Annotated in this window: 19 protein-coding genes; 10 read left to right on the top strand and 9 right to left on the bottom strand. The window is 40.2% G+C overall.

Annotated features, from left to right (window positions below; all coding sequences use genetic code 11):
• The first annotated feature begins 13 nt into the window (after positions 1–13).
• Positions 14–868, top strand: a complete 855-nt coding sequence (locus ACSX1H_RS13845; RefSeq protein ID WP_439184768.1) for a hypothetical protein — start codon at positions 14–16, stop codon at positions 866–868.
• 379 nt (positions 869–1,247) lie between these two features.
• Here the strand turns inward: ACSX1H_RS13845 and ACSX1H_RS13840 are convergent, their stop codons facing one another.
• The 3 genes from ACSX1H_RS13840 to ACSX1H_RS13830 all read right to left on the bottom strand — a co-directional run bounded on the left by ACSX1H_RS13840 (position 1,248) and on the right by ACSX1H_RS13830 (position 3,761).
• A complete protein-coding gene (locus ACSX1H_RS13840) occupies positions 1,248–1,925 on the bottom strand; it encodes a fibrobacter succinogenes major paralogous domain-containing protein (RefSeq protein WP_439184767.1) in 678 nt (225 codons plus the stop codon).
• A 45-nt stretch (positions 1,926–1,970) separates the two neighbouring features.
• The gene (locus ACSX1H_RS13835; RefSeq protein ID WP_439184766.1) at positions 1,971–2,423 is read right to left on the bottom strand and encodes a JAB domain-containing protein; all 453 of its coding nucleotides are present in this window, start codon (positions 2,421–2,423) and stop codon (positions 1,971–1,973) included.
• Between the two features lie 111 nt (positions 2,424–2,534).
• Positions 2,535–3,761, bottom strand: coding sequence for a tyrosine-type recombinase/integrase (locus tag ACSX1H_RS13830; RefSeq protein WP_439184765.1), 1,227 nt, complete (start codon positions 3,759–3,761; stop codon positions 2,535–2,537).
• A 192-nt stretch (positions 3,762–3,953) separates the two neighbouring features.
• Here ACSX1H_RS13830 and ACSX1H_RS13825 point away from each other — a divergent pair, with 192 nt between their 5' ends.
• Both ACSX1H_RS13825 and ACSX1H_RS13820 read left to right on the top strand, forming a co-directional pair.
• Positions 3,954–4,811: a DUF7946 domain-containing protein gene (locus ACSX1H_RS13825; RefSeq protein WP_439184763.1), complete on the top strand. Its 858-nt coding sequence runs from the start codon at positions 3,954–3,956 to the stop codon at positions 4,809–4,811.
• The gene (locus ACSX1H_RS13820) at positions 4,786–5,559 is read left to right on the top strand and encodes a hypothetical protein (protein WP_439184762.1); all 774 of its coding nucleotides are present in this window, start codon (positions 4,786–4,788) and stop codon (positions 5,557–5,559) included. The genes ACSX1H_RS13825 and ACSX1H_RS13820 overlap by 26 nt, the downstream gene beginning before the upstream one ends.
• Before the next feature lie 13 nt (positions 5,560–5,572).
• Here ACSX1H_RS13820 and ACSX1H_RS13815 read toward each other — a convergent pair whose 3' ends face one another.
• The 4 genes from ACSX1H_RS13815 to ACSX1H_RS13800 all read right to left on the bottom strand — a co-directional run bounded on the left by ACSX1H_RS13815 (position 5,573) and on the right by ACSX1H_RS13800 (position 11,903).
• Positions 5,573–6,748, bottom strand: coding sequence for a tyrosine-type recombinase/integrase (locus ACSX1H_RS13815; protein WP_439184761.1), 1,176 nt, complete (start codon positions 6,746–6,748; stop codon positions 5,573–5,575).
• 273 nt (positions 6,749–7,021) lie between these two features.
• Entirely contained in the window at positions 7,022–8,068 is a 1,047-nt protein-coding gene (locus ACSX1H_RS13810; protein ID WP_439184759.1) for a type I restriction endonuclease, read from the bottom strand.
• Positions 8,069–8,185: 117 nt separating this feature from the next.
• Positions 8,186–9,361 carry a PP2C family protein-serine/threonine phosphatase gene (locus ACSX1H_RS13805; protein WP_439184757.1) on the bottom strand — a complete coding sequence of 392 codons (1,176 nt, stop codon included), beginning with the start codon at positions 9,359–9,361 and terminating at the stop codon, positions 8,186–8,188.
• Positions 9,362–9,461: 100 nt separating this feature from the next.
• On the bottom strand, positions 9,462–11,903 hold the full coding sequence (locus ACSX1H_RS13800; RefSeq protein ID WP_439184755.1) for a TonB-dependent receptor: 2,442 nt from the start codon (positions 11,901–11,903) through the stop codon (positions 9,462–9,464).
• A gap of 177 nt (positions 11,904–12,080) precedes the next feature.
• On the opposite strand from ACSX1H_RS13800, the gene ACSX1H_RS13795 reads away from it, so the two are divergent.
• Complete coding sequence (locus ACSX1H_RS13795) at positions 12,081–12,248, top strand: hypothetical protein (RefSeq protein ID WP_439184754.1); 168 nt, start codon at positions 12,081–12,083, stop codon at positions 12,246–12,248.
• Here ACSX1H_RS13795 and ACSX1H_RS13790 read toward each other — a convergent pair.
• Positions 12,238–12,840 carry a Fic/DOC family protein gene (locus ACSX1H_RS13790; RefSeq protein ID WP_439184752.1) on the bottom strand — a complete coding sequence of 201 codons (603 nt, stop codon included), beginning with the start codon at positions 12,838–12,840 and terminating at the stop codon, positions 12,238–12,240. The genes ACSX1H_RS13795 and ACSX1H_RS13790 overlap by 11 nt on opposite strands.
• A 228-nt stretch (positions 12,841–13,068) precedes the next feature.
• On the opposite strand from ACSX1H_RS13790, the gene ACSX1H_RS13785 reads away from it, so the two are divergent.
• The 4 genes from ACSX1H_RS13785 (at position 13,069) to ACSX1H_RS13770 (ending at position 16,894) form a co-directional block, all read left to right on the top strand.
• Positions 13,069–14,022, top strand: a complete 954-nt coding sequence (locus tag ACSX1H_RS13785; RefSeq protein ID WP_439184750.1) for an NAD(P)-dependent oxidoreductase — start codon at positions 13,069–13,071, stop codon at positions 14,020–14,022.
• A 78-nt stretch (positions 14,023–14,100) separates the two neighbouring features.
• Positions 14,101–14,511 carry a secondary thiamine-phosphate synthase enzyme YjbQ gene (locus ACSX1H_RS13780; RefSeq protein WP_439184748.1) on the top strand — a complete coding sequence of 137 codons (411 nt, stop codon included), beginning with the start codon at positions 14,101–14,103 and terminating at the stop codon, positions 14,509–14,511.
• Between the two features lie 110 nt (positions 14,512–14,621).
• A complete protein-coding gene (locus ACSX1H_RS13775; RefSeq protein ID WP_439184747.1) occupies positions 14,622–16,235 on the top strand; it encodes a thiamine pyrophosphate-dependent enzyme in 1,614 nt (537 codons plus the stop codon).
• A 65-nt stretch (positions 16,236–16,300) separates the two neighbouring features.
• The gene (locus ACSX1H_RS13770; protein WP_439184746.1) at positions 16,301–16,894 is read left to right on the top strand and encodes an indolepyruvate oxidoreductase subunit beta; all 594 of its coding nucleotides are present in this window, start codon (positions 16,301–16,303) and stop codon (positions 16,892–16,894) included.
• Between the two features lie 289 nt (positions 16,895–17,183).
• On the opposite strand, the gene ACSX1H_RS13765 is transcribed toward ACSX1H_RS13770, so the two are convergent.
• Positions 17,184–17,375 carry a cold-shock protein gene (locus tag ACSX1H_RS13765; RefSeq protein WP_430809361.1) on the bottom strand — a complete coding sequence of 64 codons (192 nt, stop codon included), beginning with the start codon at positions 17,373–17,375 and terminating at the stop codon, positions 17,184–17,186.
• 290 nt (positions 17,376–17,665) lie between these two features.
• Here ACSX1H_RS13765 and ACSX1H_RS13760 point away from each other — a divergent pair, with 290 nt between their 5' ends.
• Both ACSX1H_RS13760 and ACSX1H_RS13755 read left to right on the top strand, forming a co-directional pair.
• Positions 17,666–20,023, top strand: a complete 2,358-nt coding sequence (locus ACSX1H_RS13760; RefSeq protein ID WP_439184745.1) for a type IA DNA topoisomerase — start codon at positions 17,666–17,668, stop codon at positions 20,021–20,023.
• A gap of 98 nt (positions 20,024–20,121) precedes the next feature.
• The gene (locus tag ACSX1H_RS13755) at positions 20,122–21,600 is read left to right on the top strand and encodes an arylsulfatase (RefSeq protein WP_439184744.1); all 1,479 of its coding nucleotides are present in this window, start codon (positions 20,122–20,124) and stop codon (positions 21,598–21,600) included.
• Positions 21,601–21,753: the final 153 nt, after the last annotated feature.

Raw genomic sequence — 21,753 nt, 5'->3', positions numbered from 1 at the left:
AGACTAAGAAGTTATGAAAACCAACAATACAACCCAATACTACACTGTGAAAAATGAATTAAGAGGTACTGAGAATCCTTTTTTGCTTATGGATGCAGAAACAATCAATTCAGGAATGGATATTGCATCCTTAGGTTTACTTGTTTGGTTACTGAATAGAAGTAGTGACTATGTAATCAATAAAAACTACTTGGCTAAAAACAGTAACGAATACTTCGGAGTTGGAAAGTCACGTTTCTATGCGGCTTGGGAAAAACTAGAAGAAGCAGGGTATATTATATCAAAAGATAAGAGGCATGGCAACCTTAAGAGAGGCACTGATTATTCAATCTACGAGAAATTAGATAAAAGTGTACTTACAACTACATTTGGACGAAAACCTGATTTTGAGATTTCCGAAAACGAGGTACTACCTAGTACAGATACACCTAATAATACTAGTACTACCGGCTCATTTAATCATGTGCCGGACTCTTTCCCTGAGATAGCTGAATGTGCCTCTGTTTTTAAATCGTTTGCTGAAGCTGATGCAGAAGATGGGTGGGAATCGGACGCTCATATGCTTTACTACTCTGTACATTATTTAAATATCAAAAACGGTGCTGACATTTCTCATTACAAACCTAATTTAAGAGATTTAAATCGATTGAATAATGCATTAGATAAGCATGGTGTTCAAGGTTGTATTCAGCGGATTGCTGAGCGGTTTGGAACTACGAAGCACAGGATATTAAATCCTTCATCGATATTCAATGATGTTTCGGATACAAGAGATATTAACAAGCCAGATTATAAAGCCAAAGTGGTTGTTAATGATGAAGATGAGGCGAAGAGTGTGAACGATTCTGATGAAACTATAGATGTCTAATAGTTTACAAAATCAGTCATTACTCTGTGAAAAGATTCTAATATGAGATTCAGAACCAATTAGGTTGTGAAGATAATCAGTAAATTACTGAAAATGTGTGGGTATTACAGTCAGTAAGCAGATTTAGTCTGAAATTTGGTCTGAAATGCCCATTTTTTATGCGTCTTTCCAAAGGGGTGGGGTGTTCTTTGTCAGTTTTTTCACTTCCCAACACCTTTCAGCCGGGGGCTTATTAGTGATAGGCAAGCTGTTTGACGAACAATCATTATATAGATGATAAGAATTAAGCGAGTACGTTAAAGTCACCAAACTATGGCTTCAGTGTACTCGCTCTGTTTTCTTCTCTTATCAAATTCAACTTCAACTAATGATTGATTCATCACTTGTCTTTCATACACCGAACATTAAGGTAAGCTAACTCCTTATCACTTTCGGTATAAAACATACGGGTTTCTTCGAAGACAATGCTATAAGACTCATCCTGATAAGACTCATGTTGTGTTGATGACCAAAATTTAGCCCATTCGCCAATGTAATTAGAGCCACCGTGACTATTATAACCTCCCGGTAACGCAGTAAAACCGTATTCATCTGTTGCGCCATCATTGGGGTTATTCCAATGTAATGTTCCAACTTCCCTTAGTTTACTGCTTGCTACATCATCACCGCCTACATAATCTATTAAGATGGTCCAATCCTGCTTTGTTGGTACTCGCCAGCCGTCGGGGCATAACTTACCTGTTTCAACAGTCTTCCAGTTGTACATAGGACCATAGATATCTTTGTAATTGATATCATCTTTGTAAAAACTATAGGCTGGGTAGGTAATGTTGTCCTCACTAATTTCTACCAAAGGAATGGAAGTTCCATCGTTAAGCTTAGATGCTTTTAAATTCTCCGTCATCCATATCTGCTCACCAATGATGACCGTTTCATAGGTGTTATTATCAACATCTGTTACTGTTGTTTCAGCTTGTTGTGGTTCTTCTGCGCTGTCTTTAGAGCATGAATACAGGATAGAGCAAATAATAGCCAGTAAGAATAGTGTGTTTTTCATTTTGACTTGATTTTAAGTTAGAATATTCGAATATACAAATCTATGTTAAATCATCCCTTCATCTGCAAACGAATAATACGATTCATTGGTAATGATAAGATGGTCAAGCAAAGCAATATCCATGGTCTCGCCCGCCCTTTTTAGCTTTTGGGTAATCCTTTTATCTACTTCGCTCGGCTCTGTGTTTCCTGATGGATGATTATGGGCAATGATGATTGACGATGCGTTGCAGAGCAATCCGACCTGATATATTAATCGAATGTCCATTATACAACCCGATAAACCTCCAATTGATAGTAAGTGATAACCAAGTACCTTGTTGGCTCGGTTGAGTAGTAATAGATAGACTGCTTCTTTTAGTTCAATATCAATGCTCCACAAGTTACGGAATAGGTCAGCTACATCATTTGAACATGTCACTTTCTTTCTATCTGCTGCTTTAATGCTGGTGCTATATGACACCTTTACTTCTGCTAATTCAGTTTTGATTTTCTTCATTTCAACTACCTCCGCCCTGAGGATTTATTTAAGCAATGGGCATGCTTTGTTTTTTTCTCCACGGACGTAACGGTAATTTTGAACCATTTCGTGATTAACAAACAAGGGAAGTTAATCCCCTTGAAAGAATGCTGACTTCTTTAACCTGCCAATTGATTCTTGTTCACTTATTCGAATATAACGTTCGAAAGATGCAAGTGTCTTATGACCTGTTATCTTCATTATATCAACAGGTGCTGAGCCGCTTTTTAGCAAGTTAGTTGCTAACGAACGTCTAGCTGTGTGTGAAGCGATGAGTCTGTATTTGGGAATCTTTCTGTGGGTAAGTTCGCCACCACGCAATTCCTCAACATCAATCATTGTATCAATGCCAGCCTTTTTAGCAATCTGTTTGATAACGGCATTTACCGTCTGAATAGGAGGCAAAGCAGGAAGATTGTCCTTGTATTTACACTTTAACTGCTTTACAATTGGATGAATGGGAATGCGTGCTACTGTCTTTGTCTTTGTTGTGCTGATAGACATTACTCCATCCGTTTCAGTGTGTAAATTAACCTTGCTCCAATCTGAATAGCGTAATCCGGTAAACGCTCCAATGAGGAACCAATCACATACAATCTCTTCTAGTCCTTTTAAAGTGAGGTTCTTGATGCAATCCAATTCATCCAGATTGAGATATACCTTTTCAGAGCTCCCATTTCTTCTTACAAACCGCTTGTAATCCTCATTCTTGTGTAATCCTTCCATTGCTGCCTTATTCATTACCGCTTTGATGTTTTTCCACTGAATAGAAATGTAATTTGCGGATAAGAATCGGTCAGTTTCAGTACCATTTCTATTCAATGCCTTTCGGTTCTTTAACCAGCTATTATAGCTTTCGTAAAAGCCCATATTTATTTCTTCAAAGCCTGGCTTTTTCTTTTTGAAGTAGGACTTTAAGAGCTGAAATGAGTTATTTAGAGTAGCATAATTTGACTTGTTTTGGATGAAGCTAACATCGGTCACTTCCTTGAAGTAACTTAAAAAATGATACTCTATAAAGCGTGTTTTAGGTGCTTTACCTATCAGCTCTAAGTACTTTAATTTGAGGTTTGACTTGCTTAGTTGATTATTGATGTGAAGGTAATTGACCGCCTCATTCATTGCATTTTCAAGCCTACCAAGCTCAGAATTAACATTGATGCCGTTGTAATGCAGTGATTTGTTTTTGGGACGTTGTTTTTTTGAATTCCATTGTTTCTTATCAACCTTCATCCGAGTGGAGAGTCGCAATACATTCTCATCCAACCAATGAGTAATGTATATAAATCCATTCTTTGTGTTAATAAATGATGTCATAATGCAGTTTTTTATTCATGATTGACATGAAAATGGAGCTATTTCGTTATTAATTGTAGCAGGTGTATTAAACACAAAGGCATATAGTGAAGGTGTTTTTGTTTAGCGGCTTATGAAAATGCATATAATTATGTACTTTTATGGAGATGTTTTAGTGTTATTTAATTTGAAGTGTCTCATTTTTTAGTACATATGATTGAAAAAGAATTGACGTTTGATATACGGTATACTGGTGGGGATGCCGAACAAAATAAGCTTAGTTTATATGATGCAAGTACCTCAATACTAGGTCTAGCCAAAGCATTAAATATTACAGCGCATACGCTTGTAACCAAAGGGGATGTGAGAGTAAAGGGTGCAAGTGTGCCAGATGTTAAAACATTTTTACATCCCCCAAAGAAAGGGAGCTTCATCGAGACTGTCTCTGTTGTGTTTGGTGATCCTGCAGTTGTGGCAATTGGAGGAAGTGTTATTGCTTCTGCTTTCTATGCTATGCTTGAGTACTCATGGAAAATAGCAACCGGTCAAGATGTACAACCCACTAATCCTACGGTTAAGAAGATAATAGAGAAGAATGATTTGATTGATTTAGCATTGTGTGATGTGCTGGAAAAACCTTTGCAGCAAATGCATCGACCCATAACTAGAGATTCAGATATGAAGATTCAAGTTCGTAGACCTCGGGTAGGTAAGGTCATTCAGTTTGACTTTAATACTAAGGAGTTTGTTAGTTCAATCAATGAGGTCGGTCGCAGAAGTGGTATAAAAGGGAATGTTACAAAATATAATATTATTACAGGTTACGGAAGGATATATGTGGATGAATTAAATAGAACGATTCCTTTTAATATTGATAGAAAAGAATTAACGCTCTTACAAGAATCTATAATAAAATGGTCACTATATCAATCCTCTGCCAATGATTATGAAGTGAGTAAAATTCTAATTACAGCGCGAGTAATCAATGATAAACAAAATCAAGTTAAGCGGTATACGATTGTTAAAGCAAGTAAATTTGAAAGTAATGAGGCTAACGAGGAAGTCGTTTAATAAGGTAGTTGTTGTGTTGCGTTCTCCAATTTTTGCATTGGTTTTCGCGATTGTGCTTGGAGGTATTCCGTATATGTCTGTTAGTGAAAAAGTTCCGTCGTATAGTGTGGGTGCTGAGCGCGTGCTAGCTGATGGAGGAGAACTTGATAGGGACTTTCGCTTCTTTTGGAAGAAAAAGGAGCTTGATAATATTAAACAAACATATCTAACCGTTTGGAATGATGGGGAGGTTTTTGTGGATTATAGTGACTTCACAGATAGTTTTCCTATTACTTTTGAGTCAAAGTCGGGTGAAGTTGAAATATATGACGTTAAAATAGTTCAGGTAAGCCGAAAAGATATAAAAGTTGATTATAAGATTGTTAATGAGGATTCTACTCGCCTTGTTGAGTTTAAATTTGTTGGAGATGATGCTTTGGAGGAGGATGATGGCTTTAAGGCAAGGGTAACATATTCATCCCCAGGGAAGGCATCGTGGTCTTTGAATGGTAGGGTTAAGGGGGCTCGAAATGGATTAGGATTTGAGGAGATGTTCTTAGTGAAATCAGATAAAACGTTTTTGACTAATGTTGTTTCCATTCTTCTATTACTTGTTGTTATTGTTCGACTGGTTGTTGGTTGGATTAAGGAGCAAGCTTTTATTCTTAAAACTTGGGAGCTTGTGTTTGTTTTGTCATATATTCTAATACTTTATGTTATTCCATTCATCTTTTCAACTACTAGGGAGTTTAGTTGGATAGATATCTGATGTCTTACTTACTTTATGTGAAGTACCTGTGTCCTGCCAATCTTTTTACACCTTCTTGTATGGATATCCTGATGTACTTTTCAAAGTTTGCCAAAGTTGTATGGCCTGTAATCATCATTACGTCGTATGGATTAGCTCCTTCTTTAATTAGGTTAGTGGCGAATGAACGCCGTGCGGTATGAGAACTTACTTGTGATGGTTTTGGTAGCTTTGCCATTGCTGCAATATCCTTTAAGATTTTATTGACGATGGGGTTTGCTGGTCGCTTTGGAATGTCATCGCCCCACTTGTCCCAAATGTCCTGAACTGTCTTAGCGATTGGTATAGAAATTTTACCGGATGTTTTTTGAGTTCGGATGACTAAGTATCCATCTTTTACATTTGTCGGGATTGCTTTATTCCAATCTGACCACCTGAGTGCAGTATAACAGCCAATTATAAAATAATCTCTGACCACATCTTGTACGCCAGTAAGATTAAGTGCTTTTATGGTGTTGATTTCTTCTGGAGTGAGGTAGATGACATCATCTTTAGGGGCATCATAATTGCGCTGAAATGATTTAAAGCTGGTATTGTTGTGCTTTCCTTCTGTTAATGCCGCATTCATTACGGTTTTTAATATCTTGATTTGGTCCATGATATAGTTATTGCTATATCTCTTATTGGTGGGTTCGCCATTTCGGTCTAAACAATTCTGATTTGCCATCCATACAAGGAATTCACGGTAGAAGCTAACATCTATGTCCTGGAATGTAGGGTTGATATTTTTTTGAGAAAAGTATCTTTGAAAGTGTTTCTTTGTTAGGATGTACTGCTTAACTCCCCTGGTAGGATTAGGTTTGTTTGTGAGGTAATTAATATGTTTATCCCAATAATTGAATAGGAAATCATCTGGTTTGATTTTTTTATTCTCAGAGATTCTTACAAGTTCTTCGTAGCGCATTGCTACTCCTATATGACCGCCGCTCTTAGCTTGTTCAAATGCCTGATTCATCATGTCTAAGAACAAGCTCAATTTGGGGCCTATTCTTTCCCCTTTCTCGTTTTTTGCTTTGTAAACTGGAAAGTTCTTAGCTGAGTCCCAATCTTTGGCATTACGAATCTTAATCCCAGTTGATTTTCTTACAGAATCATTACCAACATACTGAACTACGTAAATAGAATTCCCTCTTAGTTTTAATGAAGCCATAGATGTTAATATTATTTTACCTGCACATATTACCTGCACACTGTACCTGTTCTACACCTATCTCAAAGGGTATTTATGGTTATTGTTAAATACAAATATACTCATAAGTATCTGTAAAATAGGTGATAGTGTTGTTTGGTAAAACATTGTGTGAAAACAGGATGGTTGCGAACTGTTGGTACTTTAAATACGGGGCAAAGATAATGAAAATTAGCTTACTGAGGACTGGTGTTTTATATATTTAAAAAGCAGCCTAAAAAGACTGCTTTGTTTTTAATTTAGATGACGTAATACAGTGTCAATTAATTTATCAGAGAAGTTGTAGATTTCATCAAGGTTGTTAAGTTGTATGCGTTCCTCCTTTTTGTTTTCATCAAAAATACCAATGTACTTTTTGTTACCGTTTAAGTGCAGTCTGCAAATCGGTTTTCTATTATTGTCATCGACGAGAATCCCAAAATAGGACTGTGTGTCTCTGAATACAACTCTTTCAGCTTCTATTTTGGTTCTAACAATTGATCTTACTATGTGATAGCCCTCAATTTCTTCCTCTGTTGTTAAAACTTTATTTTCTTCCACCTTTTCCTCTGTTTCGATGGTCGTTTCTTCCTCTTTTTTTAACGCGGCATGTAGCCTCTCGTTAACAATTTCTTTTATGGATTGATTAGTTGCTTTTTTTACAATGTTAGTTAATTGTTCAAGTACTTTTGCAGTAATTTTACCTGAGTAAATTTGTTTACCAAAAAATCTTACGAACTCTTCAGATGGTTCGTTAAGTTCTTTTTCCAGTATTTCCTTTATTGCTGATGAATACTTCAGTTCACTGGCACTATCAATTATTTTATCTATATCGAAATTTGATTTTTGAAATTTCTTGAGTTCGTTAATCTCAAAATCTTTAATGTTTTCAAAATCAATAACAAGAAAGGGTTCTGAGTCCATTTTGTTGGATTCCTCCAAGTCAGTATAGAAGCGATACTCTGCGCCATTTGTAAGTAAACCAAATCTTGCTTTTGTTACATGAAAATATCTGTGGAGTTGAGAGTTATGTACACTAAGATTTTCTTGCCAATGCTTACATTCAATTATCATTATTGGGTTATTTTCCTGAAGGATGGCGTAGTCCACCTTTTCTCCTTTCTTTGTGCCTATATCAGCTATAAATTCAGGAATTACTTCCATTGGGTTAAAAACATCATAACCAAGTAACTGTATGAAAGGCATGATGAGGCCATTTTTTGTTGCTTCTTCTGTAAGAAGCTTGGGTTTGAGAGTTAGCACCCTTTCAGTAAAGGCCTTCAGGTTTGATGAAAAGTCCATTGTTTAGAGTTTATTAGTTATTAATAACCCCTAATTTACAAATAATTCGTTTGGTTATACATATTTGTAATTATTACAGGAACTTATCTTCTGTTTAAGTGGAGTTTTTCGTATGTTTTATAATCTTATTCCAATAACCAGCACATCATCAATCTGGTCGTTAATGCCCTTCCACATATCGAAGAAGTTGCTGAAGATATTCAACTGTTCCTGCATGGTATAGTGATGGTTTTCTAGCAGCATGTTTCGAAAGCCTTTTTGCATGAGTTTTTTGTCATTAGGTCCGCCAAACTGCGAAGGAAATCCATCTGTATACAGGTAAATGCAATCGCCTGTTTTGTAGGGGACTACATGGTTTGTGTACGGCTGATTGATTTCACCAATAGATACCGGCATATGATCCGCTTCGTAAATGGTCATTTGTTGGTCGCGCACCAGCAGCATGTCGTTAAAGGCACCGGCAAATTCAATTTCATGTTTTTGGGTGTCGATGGCTACAATACTAATGTCCATGCCATCTTTCACTTCGCTATCTTCGTCTTGCCGCAGGGACGAAATTACTATGCGTCGCAGTTCATTGATTATTTCGGCAGGTTGATGGATGCCATTTTTGCCAACTATTTCGTGGAGGTAGGCAACGCCAAACATGCTCATAAAGGCTCCGGGCACGCCATGACCGGTGCAGTCGGCCGATACGATGATGAGTTTATCGCCGGCCTGTTCAGCCCAATAGAAATCGCCACTAACAATGTCTCTGGGTTTTAAAAGGATAAAGTGTTCGGGCAATATCCTGTTTAGAAACTCTTTGGAAGGCAGGCTGGCATTCTGAATCTTTTGGGCATATTCAATACTATCGGTTAATTTTTTGTTTACCGTTCGTATCTTATTCATCAGCCGTTGGTTCTGATCCCGCGCCATTTTTATGGATAGCTGGGTTTTAACCCGGGCTTTCAGCTCCAGAATATTAAAGGGTTTGGTGATGTAGTCGATGGCGCCGGCTTCGAAGCCTTTTAGGATGCTTTCGGCGTCATTTTGTCCGGTGATAAATATGATTGGAATGTCTTTCGACTGTTCGTTGCTTTTGAGTATCTGGCAGACTTCGTACCCGTCTAACCCTGGCATAATCACATCTAAAAGGATGAGATCGGGCTTGTTTCTCGAAAAGGCAATCTCCATCGCATCATCGCCATTAGTGGCAACAACAGTATTATACCTGTTCAGTGCTTCCGACAGAATTTCTAGATTAACCGCAGAGTCATCCACAAGCAATATGGTTGGGGCGAGTTGTGTCATTTTATAGATTCCCAAAATAAATGTAACAGGTAAATTTACGTAAAAATCGGTTTAAAGTTCTGTTTTATTGCAAATGCTGTTGATCTGGTTCGAAATATCTTTAAAATGATGCGGCTAATTTAAGGTTGAGGCGCCTTGAAGTAAGGTAGTTGGGGACTGCATACTGGCGATTGTGTATGTCATTCACCCAATAGTAGGAAATGGTGTTACTAATGTTAAACAGGTTGAAAACTTCAAGACTGATCCAGCAATTTTTTACGAGGCTGTGTTTTTGGTTGAGCCAGCCGGTTAAATCTTTGGAGAACCCAATGTCCACCCGTCGGTAGGCTGGCATGCGGTTGACGGCCTGGTAGCGGGGCGAATTGGGTGGACCAAATGGTAAGTCAGTGGCAAAAAGCAAGTTGAGGTTAACTCTGAAATCAGGGTTACTGGGCAGATAGTCCTGAAAGAACAATGAGAAAGAGACGCGTTGATCGGATGGTCTGGGAATGTATCCCGGATAAACGATGGTTGGCTGGCCTTCCTCATCTGTTGTTAAATAAAAGTCATCCAGCAAATCTTCTTCTGTTTTCATCAGTGAGAGGTTGGCCCACGATTCAACGCCTTGAACAAACTCGCCGTGTACTTTAAAATCAATACCTGCTGCATAGCCTTTGGCATTGTTGTGGCCCAAATAGCGAATGCGTACGTTATCAATTTGATAGGGGTTGAGGCGGGTCATATGTTTGTAGTAGCCTTCGGCAGTGAACTTAAACTCCCGCTCCATGGCTTCGAAAATATGATCAAAGCCACCAACCAGTTGAATGGATTTTTGTGCCTTGATTTTATCATTGATGGAGCCGTCAGGACGACGTATTTCCCGGTAGAAAGGTGACTGGTAATAGATGCCGCCTGCCAGTCGGTAGCGCGTTTTAATGGCCGTGTTTGGGTAGTAAAGTAAGTTAATTCTGGGACTGATGAGGAATTCGTTGTTAAAGTCCCAATAGTTGGTTCTCACCCCGGCATTAACAAGGATATAGCCGTTTTGTGTTTGAAGTTTAAATTCATCCTGTACATAGCTGGTGATGCGATTACTGCGCGTGGTGTTCTCGCTGTTGTAGCTGTACATTAATCTTACTTCTTTATCGGAATAGGGAAGCGAGTAGTCGGCCGAGTCGCGCATTTCCCATTCGTTGATGTAGTCTTTAAAATATTCGTGTTGGTATTTCAGCTGCCAGGTTATCAAATGGTTTCCTGCTGTATGTTGCCCTTTAATGGCCAGGTTTTGAATACTGCCCAATAAATCGTTGCGGGCATGTTCGAGGTTAGTGCCAACTCCAATATTCTGGATGCCATCTTCTTGTGGGTTAGGTGTAGAACCGTCTAAATTCTCAATGTTTTGCAACCAATATTGGCCCATAATGTCGTAGGTAACCTCCTCATAGGTGCGGTAGCCCATAGCCGTTAACCTGTAGCGGTGTTCACTATTGGGCGAGAAATTGAGGGAAACCGCGCCCAAACCAGTTTGAAACACATCTTTTTCACGGCCCTCAAAGTAAACCTTTAGCTTTTTAGCCTCGTTGATGGTGCCAAAAGAGGTTTCTCGATCGACTGGTTGAAACCGGTAATTATTTTCGGAATAGTAGCCCAGGGCTTCCAGTTGCCATTTATCACTCAGCTGATAGGTCAGAAACGTCTGAGTGTCGAAGAAACTGGGATTATAATCGCCGCTCACATCCAAAGAACCCAGGAGGTATTGGTTGGTTTTGTATCGAACTCCGGCAATAGCCGTGAACCGTTTATCTTTTGAACAGCCTTCAAGGTGTGCAGAAGCACCCAGCAGACTGGCGGATATACTTCCGGCCAATTGTTGGGGTGTCTTGTAGCGTACATCAAGCACGGAGGCCATCTTATCGCCATATTGGGCCTCAAAGCCCCCCGGTGAAAATTTAAGTGATGAAATCAGGTTGGGGTTGACAAAGCTTAAGCCTTCCTGCTGTCCGGAACGAATTAAGAAAGGCCGATAGATTTCAATGTCATTGACATAAACCAAGTTTTCATCGTAGTTACCTCCTCTAACGCGGTATTGAGAGCTTAGCTCGTTATTGGATGATACGCCCATTTGACTCTTAACAAGGCCTTCAATATTGCCTCCTCCGGCATCGGGCAGGCGATGCGTTAGTTTTGGATCGAGACGGGTAAATGACTGCTCCGTCCTTTCACCTTCAATATTCACTTCTTCTAAACTTTCTTGCTTAAGTAATAGTGTTAGCTTTATCGATTGAGCTTCATTTATGGTGTTTATTCGGATGCTTTTGGTGTGATAGCCGATGGATGAAACCTGCAGTTGGAACGGTAAATATTGATTGGTGATAAATGAAAATTCTCCCTTTTCGTTGCTAACGCTGCCGGCTCTGCCGCTCAGAATACTAATATTTGCGAAAGGAACAGCGTTATTGAGGCTATCGGTTACAATTCCTGAGACTGTTATTTGTGCATGTGCAAACTGTGCGCATAGCATCAACGACAATAAAGCCCAGCAGGCCAAAAGGTTTTTCTTCACTTGGTTCGTTTTTTATCATAGTGAATTAAAGGCCATCGTCAGCTATTACTGATGCCGGACCATTTAAAACTCGCATAAAAGTATAAAGGAATTCTTTTACAGAAAAATTAATGTAATAAGGCTAAATCCCTTCGTTAAATACTAACGAAAACAATCCATTTTTCGTATCTTTACTATATGGAGACACGAATAATTGACAACCATCCTTCCCTTAAAAATTCGGACGAGCGTTTTAAAAAAATGCTCGATGCTATGGTTGTATCCTTCCAGATCGAAGGCATTCATTTTTCAGATGAAGAACTTCAAAAAATGGCCGCGCAAGTGGAGGATGAACTTAAAAAATAGCACTTATTATTTGGGTCATGGGTTGGTAATTGTGTTCAGCAGCCGACTGAACTGCAATGATGTAATCCTTGAACTGGCGTTGGGTAATTTTATAGAATCCTAAAAAATCATAGCCTTGTTTAATGGCCATCATGTTGGCCAAAATGCGTGCTACTCTTCCGTTGGCCTCTCTAAATGGGTGGATAAAGAGTAGTTCGGCATGCACTTTGGCGATGTCTTCTATTAAAGCCTGTTTGCTCGGGTAGTAATTGGGTAGATGTTTCAGAATCTGTTCGTCGAAATCATGACATATTTTGGGTAAAAACTTGGCGGTGGGAAACAGAAAGCCGCCTTTCGTCATGTTGACCTGTCTAAGTTGGCCGGCAAAGCCATAAATCTTATGGAGGGAAAGAAAATGAATGCGCTGGATATAATTAAAAGTAAATTGGGTTTGGGTAGTCAGTTCTTCCAAAAGCAGATATTGAGCCTTGAGAAAGCCTTCAAATTCTACTTTATGAATGGCCTCAATGGTGGTTATGCCCAATAAATTTGGTAAAACATCGTGTTGTCCATCATCGCCGGGCACCTCATATTTCGAATGTAAATAGGGCATAATCTTCTATTGGACCAATCAAATTACCTTTAAAAATACACTTTGGCAAGCAAAAAGTCATATTGGCTTTGATTCAGAATGATTTTATCTTTACCAATGGAGAGAAAAATATTGAGATTATTGAACTGTACCAGGTGGTTTTCATTAGTGAATTATGCCGAAAGCAGAACGCTTTGAAGTGCTATTTAGTGAAGTCCAATAATGAATAAAAAAATGTAATACATCAGTATGAAGAAAGTTTTAATAATGCTGGCAGTACCACGCTGTCAATTCGAACAGGTTTTACCCGAATGGGAACTTGTGTATCCCAGCAATGAGTTTTTTACTCATGATGAGCTCATGACGAAGGCAGCAGATGTAGATGCCATTGTTACGGTATATGGCAATAAATTGAGTAATGAGGTAATTGATGCTGCACCGAAGTTGAAAATGATAGCCAACTTTGGAGCAGGTTATGACAATATTGATGTGGAATATGCCACAAAAAAAGGCATTGTGGTTACTAATAGTCCGGATCCGGTAACCGAACCAACGGCAGAGTTGGCCATGGGGTTAATGATTGCCACAGCTCGTCGTATGGGTGAAATGAATACAATGCTTAAAAACAAAGAAGCCTTGAAGTGGGGAGTAATGCGTAACCTTAGCACAACGCTTGTGGGTAAGCAATTAGGTATTGTTGGTATGGGCGCAATTGGAAAGGCACTTGCCAGGCGCGCAGTGGCTTCAGGTATGCAGATTGTATATCATAATCGCAAACAAGTGGATGCTGCTACAGAGCAGCAGTTGGGGGCCAGGTACGTGCCTTTAGATGAGCTATTAAAATCATCGGATGTTGTTTCGCTCAATGTTCCACTTACAGCCGTAACTAAAAGAATGATTGGGGAGAGGGAATTGGCGCTGATGAAACCAAGTGCTTACCTGATTAACACAGCGCGTGGCCCCGTGGTCGATGAGGCGGCTTTGGTGACTGCATTGCAGAATAAAGAGATAGCAGGAGCAGGGTTGGATGTGTTTGAAAATGAACCAATCATACCAGATGCTTTGCGGGAGTTACCCAATGTAGTGCTAATGCCGCATTTGGGCACGGCCACGCATGAAACACGTGGAGAAATGTCTCTTTTGGTTGCTGAAAATATCAGGTGCTTCTTTAATGGAGAAACGCCGCCAAATAGGATAAATTAAAAGTAATTTATTCTTTCTGGGTGATAGATTGATACATGATTGTTGAAATATTTAAAGAGTGTGTAAAGGGTTGATTATATGATTAAACAGGTAGAATTAGTGCTAAAACCCTATGCGAGAGGTTTCCATTTGATAACAAATGAGGTGAAGGCGGCTTTACCCAAGCTACCCGAAACGGGGTTAGTAAATGTGTTTATTAAGCATTCTTCAGCCGGATTGACACTCAACGAAAATGCAGATGCAACGGTTAGAGATGATTTTGAAACCGTTTTTAATAAGCTTATCAAAGAGGGAGATGCTGATTATAAGCATACTCTGGAAGGACTGGATGATATGCCTGCTCATATAAAATCGTCGCTTGTTGGGGTGTCGCTAAGCATACCCATAACTGATGGTTGCTTAAATCTTGGTACCTGGCAAGGGATTTATTTATGTGAGTTTAGAAATTATGGTGGGCCCCGGCACTTGGTAGTTACGATTTATTATTAAGAACGGTTACAAATTGTAAGCGGTGATAAATGTCATTACTAGGGGGTTTAGATATTTGTTATTTAGCAATCAGAAGCAAATAAGTGATAATATAAAACCAAATAAACACAATGCAAAAGTTATTATTGTTAGGAGATGAGGCCATTGCTCAGGGGGCAATTGATGCCGGATTATCAGGTGTTTATGCATACCCTGGTACGCCATCTACCGAAATTACAGAGTTTATACAAGATTCTAAAATCGCTCAAGAACGGCATATTCACAGTAAGTGGTCGAGTAATGAAAAGACCGCTATGGAGTCGGCTTTAGGAATGGCCTACGCCGGAAAGCGGGCCATGACGTGTATGAAGCACGTCGGTTTGAATGTGGCCGCAGATGCTTTTATTAATGCTGCCATAACCGGTGTCAATGGTGGGTTTGTGGTGGTAGCAGCTGATGACCCTTCTATGCACTCCAGTCAAAATGAGCAGGATAGTCGTGTGTACGGTAAGTTTGCAATGATTCCTATTTTGGAGCCGGTTAATCAGCAAGAGGCTTACGATATGACCTATGCGGCCTTTGAGATGTCCGAAAAATTTAATGTGCCGGTAATGATACGCATTACCACACGCCTGGCGCATTCAAGAGCTGGCGTAGTGCGCAAACCCATGTTACCGCAGAAGGAGCTAAGCTTGCCCAAAGATCCAACACAGTTTGTTTTATTGCCAGCTATAGCCCGTCGTAACTATAAAAAATTGCTTGAGACACGTCCGAATCTGGAGAAGATCTCAATGGAATCTCCTTACAATACCTACACCGATGGTAGTGATCGCTCATTAGGTATTGTTGCCTGTGGAATTGCCCACAACTATCTGATGGAAAATTTTCAGGAGCGAGAACTCAACTATCCTGTTCTGAAACTTTCTCAGTACCCAATGCCTCGAAAAGATATTGAGCGGATGGTAGCTGAGTGCGATAAAATTTTAGTGCTGGAAGATGGTTATCCTGTTATTGAGGAACTCTTGAAAGGTTATCAGGAAGCGGGAACGCCTGTAACGGGGCGCCTTGATGGCACCTTGCCCCGCGATGGTGAATTGAACCCAAATATTATTGCATCAGCACTCGGGTATCCTATCGAAGAAGGAGCCACTGTGCCTGAACTGGTAGTTGGTCGTCCGCCTGCAATGTGCAAAGGATGTGGGCACATCGATGCTTACAAAGCCTTAAATATTGCCTTGGAAGAATATGGTCCGGGACGCGTTTTTGCCGATATTGGCTGCTACACTTTGGGTGCTTTGCCTCCGTACAATGCCGTGAATTCATGTGTAGATATGGGAGCTTCAATTACAATGGCTAAAGGTGCAGCCGATGCCGGTTTACTACCTGCTGTTGCCGTTATCGGGGACTCTACTTTTACGCACTCTGGAATGACAGGTTTGCTGGATGCAGTTAATGAAAAAACTCCAATCACCGTGATTGTCTCTGACAACTATACAACCGGAATGACCGGAGGACAGGATTCTCAGGCCCTGGGTCACCTTGAGCAAATTATTGAGGGGATTGGGGTTGATCCAGAGCACATTCGGGTGTTTAAGCCAACAGCAGCCAACCTGGATGAGATGGTGAAGATTATTAAAGAGGAGTTTGACTATCAGGGTGTGTCGGTGATTATTCCTCGCCGCCAGTGTATTCAGACGCTGAGAAATAAAAGTCTGGTGTTAAAAGTTAAAGAGTTAGGATTGTAACAGATTAGTGCTCGTATTTGAGCCTGTTGGTATAACGGGGCGGGCATCATAAAAAAAACAAAGCAATGAAATCAGATATAGTTTTAGCAGGGGTAGGCGGACAAGGAATTTTGTCGATCGCAGCAACTATTGGCATGGCTGCCGTAGATAAGGATTTACACCTGAAGCAGGCTGAAGTTCATGGTATGAGTCAGCGTGGTGGGGATGTGCAGTCACATTTACGCGTTAGTAGTAAGCCCATTTCCTCCGATTTGATTCCAAAAGGAAAAGCTGACTTAATTCTCTCAGTAGAACCAATGGAGTCATTACGTTATTTGCCCTATTTGTCGAGCAAAGGGTGGTTGGTTACCAATACGACACCATTTATCAACATCCCAAATTATCCGGAGTTGGATGTTGTTATGGCAAAGATTGCTGAGCAACCAAACCATGTGGCCATCGATGCGGATGCGATAGCAGCTCAAGTTGCATCTAAACGTTCCTCAAACATTGTGATGCTGGGGGCAGCATCTCTATTTATCGATATTGAATTCGGAGCTCTGGAAGAAGGGATTCGAAAAATATTCGGGCGGAAAGGCGATGCTGTTGTGGAAGCTAATATTAGTGCTTTGAGGGCTGGTCGTGCTGCCGCTGAAGAGGTTTTGGCGAGTCGTAATTAAGCTCACACAATTACAACCATAAATTTGTGGGTGGCTACTAAAGTGTAGCTACCCTTTTTTATGCTTTGTAAATGTATAGTCCTGGCTTAATTGCTCTGCAACTGATTATTTCCAATAGGCCTGGTGTTTGGGGCTAAAGTTGATTCTGGTTAATGGTTGTTAATTTTGCTTGGGCAAAAGAGTTGTTGTATGAGTCTTTGTTATGGTAACAGCAAGGCATTGTTTTGACCAAAAAAAAGCTGCTTCGAAAGAAACAGCCTTTAATAATCTCATTAAATATAAATCTAATCTATGCTAGTTTTACATTTACCGCGTTTAAACCCTTACGGCCTTCTTGAAGCTCGTAAGTTACTTCGTCATTTTCTTTGATCTCATCGATAAGACCTGTTACGTGCACAAAATACTCTTTGCTGCTTTCTTCATCTTTAATGAAACCATAACCTTTAGAGTCATTAAAGAACTTAACTGTACCTTTATTCATTTAAAAAAAATTGTGAGGCATTGTTTTTATTAAGGAGCCTCTTGTAAATAATTGTTCAGGAACAAATGTAGGAACATTTTTTACATATGCTCAAATTTTTTGCAGATATTACACAAAAAAAATCAAAAATCTGGTTGATTGTTCCTTATTGACTGATTTCAAGCTTTTTTTACGTAACAGTTATTTATGAAATAAAGGGTTTACTTTTCATTGTTAATAACTCAATAAGCTGCAGTGAAAATTAATTTTTCAGGAAATAGTATATTCGCTATTTATAATAGTGATGCCTCATGATTGTTTGTATAGCCGAAAAACCAAGTGTAGCCTTCGAAATTGCCCAAATTGTTGGAGCAAAATCTAAGCGTGATGGCTATTTTGAAGGTAACAATTATCAGGTGACCTGGACATTTGGTCACCTATGCACCCTGAAAGAGCCCCATGAATATTTGCCTGAGTGGAAACGCTGGAGCATGGGCTGGTTGCCCATGATTCCCTCGCGCTTTGGAATCAAACTCATCAATGATTCGGGTATACAAAAGCAGTTTAATGTTATAAAAAAGCTGGTAGCAGGTGCCGATGAGGTGGTTAATTGCGGGGATGCTGGGCAAGAGGGAGAGCTTATTCAGCGTTGGGTTCTGCACAAAGCAGGAACCAAGTGCCCGGTAAAACGCTTGTGGATATCCTCATTGACAGAAGAATCCATTCGCGAAGGTTTTGAGAAGCTGCGTTCAGCCGATGAATTTGCTAATTTGTATGCGGCCGGAAGCTCGCGGGCTATTGGCGATTGGTTATTGGGGATTAATGCAACCCGCCTGTATACACTCAAGTACGGCCAGCAGGGGCAGGTTTTGTCAATTGGGCGTGTGCAAACCCCTACTTTGGCTTTAATTGTTGAGCGTCAAAAAGCCATTGATAATTTCAAGCCCGAACCTTTTTGGGAGTTGAAAACAAAATATAAAGAGGTAGTTTTTTCGTCCACTAAAGGTCGTTTTTCTCAAAAGGAAGAAGGAGAGAATTATTTAGAGACAATCAGAGAGAGCGATTTTGAGGTAAAGGATTTCTCTAAAAAGAAAGGTAAAGAAGCTCCTCCGCGCCTGTTTGATCTTACGTCACTACAGGTGGAATGTAATAAAAAGTTTGGTTTCTCTGCCGAGGAAACTTTGAAGACAATACAGTCACTTTACGAAAAGAAATTAACGACTTATCCTCGCGTTGATACCACTTTTCTGAGTGAAGATATCTATCCGAAAGTGCCCAATATATTAAAAGGGATGAAGGATCATCAGCATTTAACAGAGGCTTTGTTAAAGGCCAAGCTAAAGAAGTCGAAAAAAGTGTTTGATGATAAGAAAGTAACCGATCACCATGCCATTATTCCAACGGGTGTTTCCGCGAATAATATGAGTCGTGATGAAAAGCTGGTATATGAACTGGTTGCTCGTCGGTTTATTGCAGCTTTTTATCCGGATGCAACAATCTCAAACACCCAGGTTATGGGAGATGTCAATGGCGTAGAGTTTAAAGCAACCGGTAAGCAATTATTGAATCCCGGCTGGCGCATTGTGTTTATGGACGGCAAAGAGGAGAAGAAGCCCGATGATATAATGCCTGAGTTTAAAGTGGGAGAGAAAGGACCGCACGAGCCCTTATTAATAGAAAAGGAGACTCAGCCTCCCAAACCGTATACCGAGGCAACGCTTCTGAGAGCAATGGAAACAGCCGGTAAACAGGTGGATGATGATGAGCTGCGCGATGTGATGAAAGAGAACGGAATTGGACGACCATCGACCAGAGCGGCAATTATAGAAACCATTATTCGGCGGAAGTACATTACCAAAGTGCGTAAAAATTTGCATCCAACAGTAACAGGTATGCAATTGATTGATACCATACAGAATGAGTTGCTGAAGTCGGCCGAGCTAACAGGTATTTGGGAAAAGAAATTGCGGGAAATTGAGAAAGGGCAATACGATGCCGGCGAGTTTATGAATGAACTGAAGCAAATGGTGTCCGACATTGTTTTTCATGTGAAGCACGACCGGCGCGAAAAGAAGATTGAAGTCGTTGAAGAGGAACAAAAAACTGTCGATGAGAAGCCCAAACAGAAGACGGCTGTACCTAAAACCTTATTGTGTCCACAATGTGAGAAAGGGCAAATGTTAAAGGGCAAAAGTGCCTGGGGGTGCTCGCGTTACACAGAAGGGTGTAAAACGCTTATTCCATTTGAGTTTTTGGGCAAGAAGCTTACCGATAAGCAGGTGGAGCAATTGGTAAAAAAGGGACAAACATCAAAAATAAAGGGGCTTACAAAAGACGGAGCTAAAATAGAAGGCGTTGTAAAGCTCGATGACTCTTTTAATCTGGTTGTTGAAGAGGCAGAAACAGTGGTTTGGACCTGCCCTATGTGTAAGGCTGGTACGGTAGTAAAGGGAAAAGCCGCTTACGGGTGCAATAATTTTAAGAATGGTTGTCGTTTGCGTATTCCTTTTGAGTTTATGGGGAAAGTATTTACAACTAGTCAGGTTGAGGCCTTGGTGCTAAAACAAAAAACCGGTCTTATAAAAGGACTCGTTGATCCCCAAACGAACGAGAAGATAAATGCCAAAGTGGTATTAAGCAAAGACGGCCGGTTGACAATCGAATTATAGCGAATATCATCATGTGTTCAATTATCCACGATTTTGAACATGGCTTTATATGATTATTTCCCATTAACAACCAACTTTGATGGTTTAAATAAATAATCATGAAATACCTTATTAGCTTACTATTAGTTTTGATTACATGCTCCGTTGCCGGTCAGAAACAGCCGCATATTTTTTTAATTATGACCGACCAGCAACGAGGGGACTGCCTGGGTAAAGAAAATCCAGCTATAAAAACACCGCATATGGATGCTCTGGCTGATGATGGTGTTTGGTTTTCAAATGCTTATAGTTCTGTTCCCAGCTGTACACCGGCCCGTGCTGGTTTGCTTACAGGGATGTCGCCCTGGCAGCATGGCATGTTAGGTTATTACAAAATAGCCGAAAAATATAAGTACGAAATGCCTCAGATGTTACGTGATAATGGCTATTATACCATTGGTATCGGAAAAATGCACTGGCATCCGCAACGTAACTTACATGGCTTTCATCAAACACTTTTAGACGAGAGTGGACGAGTGGAGTCCGATGATTTTGAGAGCGACTACCGTCAGTGGTTCAGACAAAAAGCTCCCAATCTCGATCCCGATGCAACGGGCATTGGTTGGAACGAGCACCGCGCAGGTACCTACTTATTGGCCGAAGATCTCCATCCAACATATTGGACTGCGCAAACAGCAATTGATTTCATCAAAGAATATGAACAAACGCAGCCATTGTTTATGAAGGTGAGTTTTGCCCGACCACACAGTCCCTATGATCCGCCAAAGCGATACCTTGATATGTACGATAATGTAGACGTGCCTGTACCATTTATGGGAGAGTGGGCTGGTCGTTTCGCTGACTATCCGGAAGATAAAGATGCCGCTTTTGGTGATTATGGAGTGGAGCATGCGGTAAACTCCAGGCGTCATTACTATGCAGCCATAACTTTTATCGATGATCAGATAGGTCGGTTTATCGATGAGTTGAAAGACAAAGGTCTGTATGATGATGCACTGATTATTTTCGTATCTGATCATGGAGATATGATGGGTGATCACAATCACTGGCGAAAAACCTATGCTTATGAAGGTTCTACCAGGGTGCCTTTTGTCCTAAAATGGCCCAAGTCTGTGCCTGTAAACTCCTCAAAAGGTGCTGAATTACTGCAGTGTATTGAATTAAGAGATATTTTACCAACAATGCTCGATGTGGCAGGTGTGCAGCAGCCGGCAGAAATGGATGGGAAGTCCTTGATGGACATCGTGACCAATGAAAAGGCTACCTGGCGTGAGTACATTGATATGGAGCATGCAACTACCTATGATGCTCATAACTACTGGTGTGCCTTAACTGATGGAACAATGAAATATGTGTGGTTCTTCAGAACCGGCGAAGAGCAGTTATTTAATTTGACCGACGACGCAGGCGAAGAGCACAATCTGGCAGAGCTTGGCAAATATAAAAAAGAGTTAAAAAAATGGCGCAAACACATGACTGAGCATTTGCGTGAAAGAGGAGCGCCGTATGTAAAAAAAGGTCGATTACAAACTTTTGACAGGAATATTTTAATCAGTCCAAATTATCCACAAAAATAGTTGCATAGTGTAAGGTTTGTGCAAAGCTGTTTATAAGTATTAAATGCGGTGATTCTTTTGTTGAGTTTCGCCGCTTTTTTTACTTTTGAACTTTTATTATTAATTGCAGCAAATGAAACGTAGCAAGCGGTGCTGCTATTTATCTCATACCAC

Source organism: Carboxylicivirga taeanensis, from assembly GCF_051851475.1.
In the GTDB taxonomy this organism is placed as follows: Bacteria; Bacteroidota; Bacteroidia; order Bacteroidales; family Marinilabiliaceae; genus Carboxylicivirga; species Carboxylicivirga taeanensis.
The sequence above is the reverse complement of the archived record's forward strand: the minus strand, read 5'-3'. Positions and strand labels throughout refer to the sequence as shown.

Excerpts from the sequence above, each read along its gene's own strand:
- ACSX1H_RS13845 (WP_439184768.1), top strand. The coding sequence starts at position 14 with ATGAAAACCAACAATACAACCCAATACTACACTGTGAAAAATGAATTA.
- ACSX1H_RS13840 (WP_439184767.1), bottom strand. The coding sequence starts at position 1,925 with ATGAAAAACACACTATTCTTACTGGCTATTATTTGCTCTATCCTGTAT.
- ACSX1H_RS13835 (WP_439184766.1), bottom strand. The coding sequence starts at position 2,423 with ATGAAGAAAATCAAAACTGAATTAGCAGAAGTAAAGGTGTCATATAGC.
- ACSX1H_RS13830 (WP_439184765.1), bottom strand. The coding sequence starts at position 3,761 with ATGACATCATTTATTAACACAAAGAATGGATTTATATACATTACTCAT.
- ACSX1H_RS13825 (WP_439184763.1), top strand. The coding sequence starts at position 3,954 with ATGATTGAAAAAGAATTGACGTTTGATATACGGTATACTGGTGGGGAT.
- ACSX1H_RS13820 (WP_439184762.1), top strand. The coding sequence starts at position 4,786 with ATGAGGCTAACGAGGAAGTCGTTTAATAAGGTAGTTGTTGTGTTGCGT.
- ACSX1H_RS13815 (WP_439184761.1), bottom strand. The coding sequence starts at position 6,748 with ATGGCTTCATTAAAACTAAGAGGGAATTCTATTTACGTAGTTCAGTAT.
- ACSX1H_RS13810 (WP_439184759.1), bottom strand. The coding sequence starts at position 8,068 with ATGGACTTTTCATCAAACCTGAAGGCCTTTACTGAAAGGGTGCTAACT.
- ACSX1H_RS13805 (WP_439184757.1), bottom strand. The coding sequence starts at position 9,361 with ATGACACAACTCGCCCCAACCATATTGCTTGTGGATGACTCTGCGGTT.
- ACSX1H_RS13795 (WP_439184754.1), top strand. The coding sequence starts at position 12,081 with ATGGAGACACGAATAATTGACAACCATCCTTCCCTTAAAAATTCGGAC.
- ACSX1H_RS13790 (WP_439184752.1), bottom strand. The coding sequence starts at position 12,840 with ATGCCCTATTTACATTCGAAATATGAGGTGCCCGGCGATGATGGACAA.
- ACSX1H_RS13785 (WP_439184750.1), top strand. The coding sequence starts at position 13,069 with ATGAAGAAAGTTTTAATAATGCTGGCAGTACCACGCTGTCAATTCGAA.
- ACSX1H_RS13780 (WP_439184748.1), top strand. The coding sequence starts at position 14,101 with ATGATTAAACAGGTAGAATTAGTGCTAAAACCCTATGCGAGAGGTTTC.
- ACSX1H_RS13775 (WP_439184747.1), top strand. The coding sequence starts at position 14,622 with ATGCAAAAGTTATTATTGTTAGGAGATGAGGCCATTGCTCAGGGGGCA.
- ACSX1H_RS13770 (WP_439184746.1), top strand. The coding sequence starts at position 16,301 with ATGAAATCAGATATAGTTTTAGCAGGGGTAGGCGGACAAGGAATTTTG.
- ACSX1H_RS13765 (WP_430809361.1), bottom strand. The coding sequence starts at position 17,375 with ATGAATAAAGGTACAGTTAAGTTCTTTAATGACTCTAAAGGTTATGGT.
- ACSX1H_RS13760 (WP_439184745.1), top strand. The coding sequence starts at position 17,666 with ATGATTGTTTGTATAGCCGAAAAACCAAGTGTAGCCTTCGAAATTGCC.
- ACSX1H_RS13755 (WP_439184744.1), top strand. The coding sequence starts at position 20,122 with ATGAAATACCTTATTAGCTTACTATTAGTTTTGATTACATGCTCCGTT.